At 46.2% G+C, this 4,499-nt stretch carries 5 protein-coding genes; 3 read left to right on the forward strand and 2 right to left on the reverse strand.

All coding sequences use genetic code 11. The annotated features are described in order from the left end of the window. A partial coding sequence (aceK, locus tag ACRC27_RS04720; protein WP_438639304.1) for a bifunctional isocitrate dehydrogenase kinase/phosphatase occupies positions 1-1,131 on the forward strand: 1,131 nt, incomplete at its 5' end. Positions 1,132-1,278: 147 nt separating this feature from the next. Then, positions 1,279-1,836, forward strand: a complete 558-nt coding sequence (locus tag ACRC27_RS04725; protein ID WP_438623510.1) for a hypothetical protein — start codon at positions 1,279-1,281, stop codon at positions 1,834-1,836. A gap of 54 nt (positions 1,837-1,890) precedes the next feature. Here the strand turns inward: ACRC27_RS04725 and ACRC27_RS04730 are convergent, their stop codons facing one another. Then, positions 1,891-2,382 (reverse strand): putative 4-hydroxy-4-methyl-2-oxoglutarate aldolase, encoded by a 492-nt coding sequence (locus ACRC27_RS04730; protein WP_438623511.1) that lies wholly within the window; start codon positions 2,380-2,382, stop codon positions 1,891-1,893. Positions 2,383-2,928: 546 nt separating this feature from the next. Between ACRC27_RS04730 and arcA the strand changes: the two genes are divergently transcribed. Next, positions 2,929-3,645, forward strand: a complete 717-nt coding sequence (arcA, locus tag ACRC27_RS04735) for a two-component system response regulator ArcA (RefSeq protein ID WP_438623512.1) — start codon at positions 2,929-2,931, stop codon at positions 3,643-3,645. A 99-nt stretch (positions 3,646-3,744) separates the two neighbouring features. Here the strand turns inward: arcA and ACRC27_RS04740 are convergent. After that, positions 3,745-4,499, reverse strand: a 755-nt coding sequence (locus ACRC27_RS04740) for a response regulator (protein WP_438639305.1), incomplete at its 5' end; no start/stop codon positions are given.

Genomic DNA, 4,499 nt, shown 5'->3' on the forward strand with positions numbered 1-4,499 from the left:
CGTGAGCCTTTTTTTCGCAATAAAGCTGCCTATTTAATCGGGCGAATTAATTTACCCAATCAATGCTATGCGCCTTTTGTACTGCCTATTCACCACAATCAGCAGGGCGGGATCTTTGTCGATACCTGCTTAACCGAATTTGACGATATCAGTATCGTATTTGGGTTTGCGCGCTCCTATTTCATGGTGCATGCACCCGTGCCTTCGGCGGTGGTTCGCTGGCTGCAAACCGTTTTACCGGCCAAAACTCAGGCTGAGTTATATACGGCGATTGGTTGCCAAAAACACGGGAAAACTGAGTTTTATCGTGAATACCTGCGCCACTTAGACTGTTCTGATGATCCTTTTATTATTGCTCCTGGGATCAAAGGCATGGTGATGTTGGTTTTCACACTTCCCTCTTATGATACGGTTTTTAAAGTGATTAAAGACCGTTTTGCGCCGCAAAAAGAGATGACTCGTGAAACGGTAAAGAGCAAATATCGGCTGGTAAAAGAGCATGATCGGGTCGGGCGTATGGCCGATACCCAAGAGTACGAGAACTTTGTGCTGCCACGGCAACGGGTTTGCGCTGAATTGCTTGATGAACTGCGCCGTGAAGCCCCCTCAATGCTGGAAGAGAACGGTGATGAGCTGATCATCCGTCACCTGTATATGGAGCGGCGAATGACTCCGCTCAATATTTACCTTGAGCAGGCCGATGAAGCGCAGTTGCGTCAGGTGCTTGATGAGTATGGCAGCGCCATTAAGCAGTTGGCCGCGGCTAATATTTTCCCCGGTGACATGCTGTTTAAAAACTTTGGGGTAACACGTCATGGTCGGGTGGTGTTTTATGACTATGATGAGATTAATTACATGACCGAGATGAATTTCCGCGATATTCCCGCACCGCGAAATTTAGAAGATGAAATGGCCGCTGAACCTTGGTACAGCGTCGGGCCGCTGGATATTTTCCCTGAAGAGTTTCGTACGTTTCTTTGCATCAACCCGCAGGTAAAACGGGTATTTGAAGAGTTACATGGTGATCTGTTTGAAGCCCGTTATTGGCGTGATTTACAGCAAAAAATAGAGCAGGGTCATATTGAGGATGTGTTTCCGTATCACCGTAAACTCCGATTTTCGCGAAACTGATTTAAAAGTAGCGTGAAATTATGCTGTAACAGCGGTTTGATTAAAAAATAGAAGCCGGTGTCAGGAAAAAGTAACGGTTATGACACATACTGAAACAGCGTGTGTTGCAAGCATGGTATTTCAGTGGCTTTCAGAAGGATTTGGATTATGCCTTCAGTTTCAGGGTTTGGGTGGGATATTGACACCGTTAAAGGTTATGTCGCCAGCTATCAGCAGATCAGTGCGGTGGTGATGCCGTTACTGGCCGCAGTATTGATAAGCGTTGTGATGAGCTTTCCGGCTTCGGCATTATCGCTGAGTGATTTTAAAACTCGCCCCTACTTTGATTCAGGTAATGAGCTGACCTCGTTTGATGAGTGGCATATCTCCAGCGGGGTTGAGGTTGAGATGAACTCACACTGGCAGGTTTTTGTGGCCAATCAGCTCTCAGCCCCATCAATCAATACTGGTAAACGGCATCAGGGTATTCTTAGCGGTGTCAGTTATCAGCTGACACAATCACTACGGCTAGAGAGCGCCGTCAGTTGGCAAAACCAGTCGGCAGCACGCCCTTCAGCCAACCGTGATGCCTACCAAGCTGCGATTGGTTTTGGCAGTGCCATGCAGTTAAATCAGGCCATGGATATTAAAGCCGGTATGAATCTGCAAAAATCAGAAAATGTGTCAGACATCCAGCTTGGATTAGGTTTGGGCGTTGATTTTTAATGCCATGGCTTTTTGCTGTTTTGGTTTTTGGGAATATGTGTAGAGCACTGCTGATTACAGCTGTGCTAGATCCAGTTCGGTTTTTGAAATGGCAATACCGTTTAGATCGGCATACAACCAGTCGCCCGGGTGAATTCTAATCCCCTGAATATCGACACTGATCCCGTGTTCACCCAGCCCACGCTTGTCAGTTTTCATTGGGCAAGCGCCGAGAGCCTGAATGCCAAGCGGCATCTGTGCTAGCTCACCAACATCACGTACCGCGCCGAAAACTACGATACCCGCCCAGCCATTGTGTTGTGCTTTGTGTGCCAATTGATCGCCAAGCAGTGCGCGTCGCAGCGATCCTGCGCCATCGACCACCAAAATCTGCCCATGTCCAGGTTGGGCGACAATTTCCCGCACCAATGAGTTATCTTCGGGGCAACGAACGGTGACCACTGAACCATAGAAAATGGGCTTCCCACCAAAATTGCGGAATAACGGTGGTAACACCGTCAGTGACTCTGCGTAGCAATCACACAAATCAGGCAGTAAATCCAGCATGGCTCGATCCTTTTTATTAAATTCAAACAGTTACTTAATTATTCGACCTAATAACGATAGTACATAAATCCACTAACGGACAGATAATAAACACGTTACAACTGCCAGAGGGAATCAATCAGTAAAGAGTGTGTCTGTTGTTAATAATTAGCATGAATTCCGCACACATTGATAAACAAATTATTGATAAATGGTGATATTTTATATGCGTTTTAGGCTAAGATTGGCAAGGTTAGCAAACTTTGATATATATCAAGCAAGTTTATATTATTTTCGCTAGTCGAGCATAGCGCATTGTTATAATGCTGTTACACAGATAGAATGTTACGTATATAAAATATTTCCTGCCATTAGTCATTGACGACATCTGCGGTGTTCTGCGTAGGTAAATGTGCCAACATCGCGCCTAAGGAAAGCACAAGCAGCTGAATTATAAGTTAATTTCTGTGCACTACCCATGAAGAGTAAGCATTAGTCAGAGTAATGTTTAGTGCATAATCTTACACAACAAGATTCATATTTTTGTCATTGTCTTAGGTAGCATACATGCAAACCCCGCACATTTTGATCGTCGAAGACGAACTGGTTACACGCAACACGCTGAAAAGTATTTTCGAAGCCGAAGGCTACATGGTTCACGAAGCCAATGACGGCACCGAAATGCACCAGATGTTGTCTGATCATGATATCAGCTTGGTTATCATGGATATTAATTTGCCAGGCAAAAATGGCCTGTTGCTGGCGCGTGAACTGCGCGAGCAAGCAAATATTGCGCTGATGTTTTTGACCGGCCGTGATAATGAAGTGGATAAAATTCTGGGTCTGGAAATCGGCGCAGATGACTACATTACCAAGCCATTCAACCCGCGTGAGCTGACTATCCGTGCACGTAATTTGTTGTCCCGTACAATGAATATCGGTAGCGGTACAGAAGAGCGTCGTCTGGTTGAAGAGTACTGCTTTAATGGTTGGACGTTAGACATCAACAGCCGTTCACTGGTTAGCCCAGCAGGTGAGCAGTTTAAGTTACCGCGCAGTGAATTCCGTGCGATGCTGCATTTCTGCGAAAATCCAGGCAAAATCCAGTCGCGTGCTGAGTTGCTGAAAAAAATGACCGGTCGTGAGCTGAAACCGCATGATCGTACGGTTGACGTTACCATTCGTCGTATCCGTAAGCATTTTGAGTCGGTTGCTGATACGCCAGAGATTATCGCAACTATTCACGGTGAAGGTTATCGTTTTTGCGGCGAACTTGAAGAGTAATTCTTTCAGTTTCCTGTAATCAGTAACGTGATAAACCGTATAAAAAAGGCGCAGAGTGCGCCTTTTTTTATACCTGATTTTTAGACTATTAACTATGCGCTATGAGTGGGTTGCGTGGGTGTTGATCCACTGACGTAATAGCGCAACATCGGTACGCCAACCACGATGGATTTCGTCAACCCAATCATCCACATTATCCCACCATGCCGGAAGATCCGGTGACTGCGCTTGCTGTGCCAGCTGCTGAATATATTTTAAACCGATAGAGCCGGCTGCCCCTTTGATCTTGTGTGCTTCCGAAACGATCCCGTCTTGATCGCGGGCAGTCATGTTAGAGTCAAGAATAGCCAGGTACTCAGGCAGCATTTTCTCAAATAAATCAACGTTATTGAGCATCAATGCCGGCCCAACCAGCTCAAGATACTGCCCTAGCATCTCAGTATTCAGATGGCGTTCTTGATCGACCGGCTCTTGCTCTATCGGGTTATTGGCAGTGGCCGTGAGCTCATTGCTCACTTTAGCTACTGGCAGTTGGCGGGTAAGCATGGCTTGCAACGCTTTGACTGATAACGGTTTGCTTAACGCATCATCCATACCTCTGGCAAGATATTCACTCTTATCTTTCAATACGTTAGCAGTCAGGGCAACCAGTGGTGGTAAGGCGCTGTAGCGCTCACGCAAATGGCAGGCGATATCAAAGCCAGTCATATCGGGGAGCTGAATATCAAGTAACACCAGATTGTATTTATCTGGCTGATACAGCTGTAAAGCCTGCTCGCCAGTCATGGCCACATCCAGCGAATGGCCCAGTTTTTCCAGTACAGAACGGGCCACCACCACGTTTAGCTCAATAT

This window comes from Plesiomonas sp. (assembly GCF_051650925.1).
GTDB lineage: Bacteria > Pseudomonadota > Gammaproteobacteria > Enterobacterales > CAMTGL01 > Plesiomonas.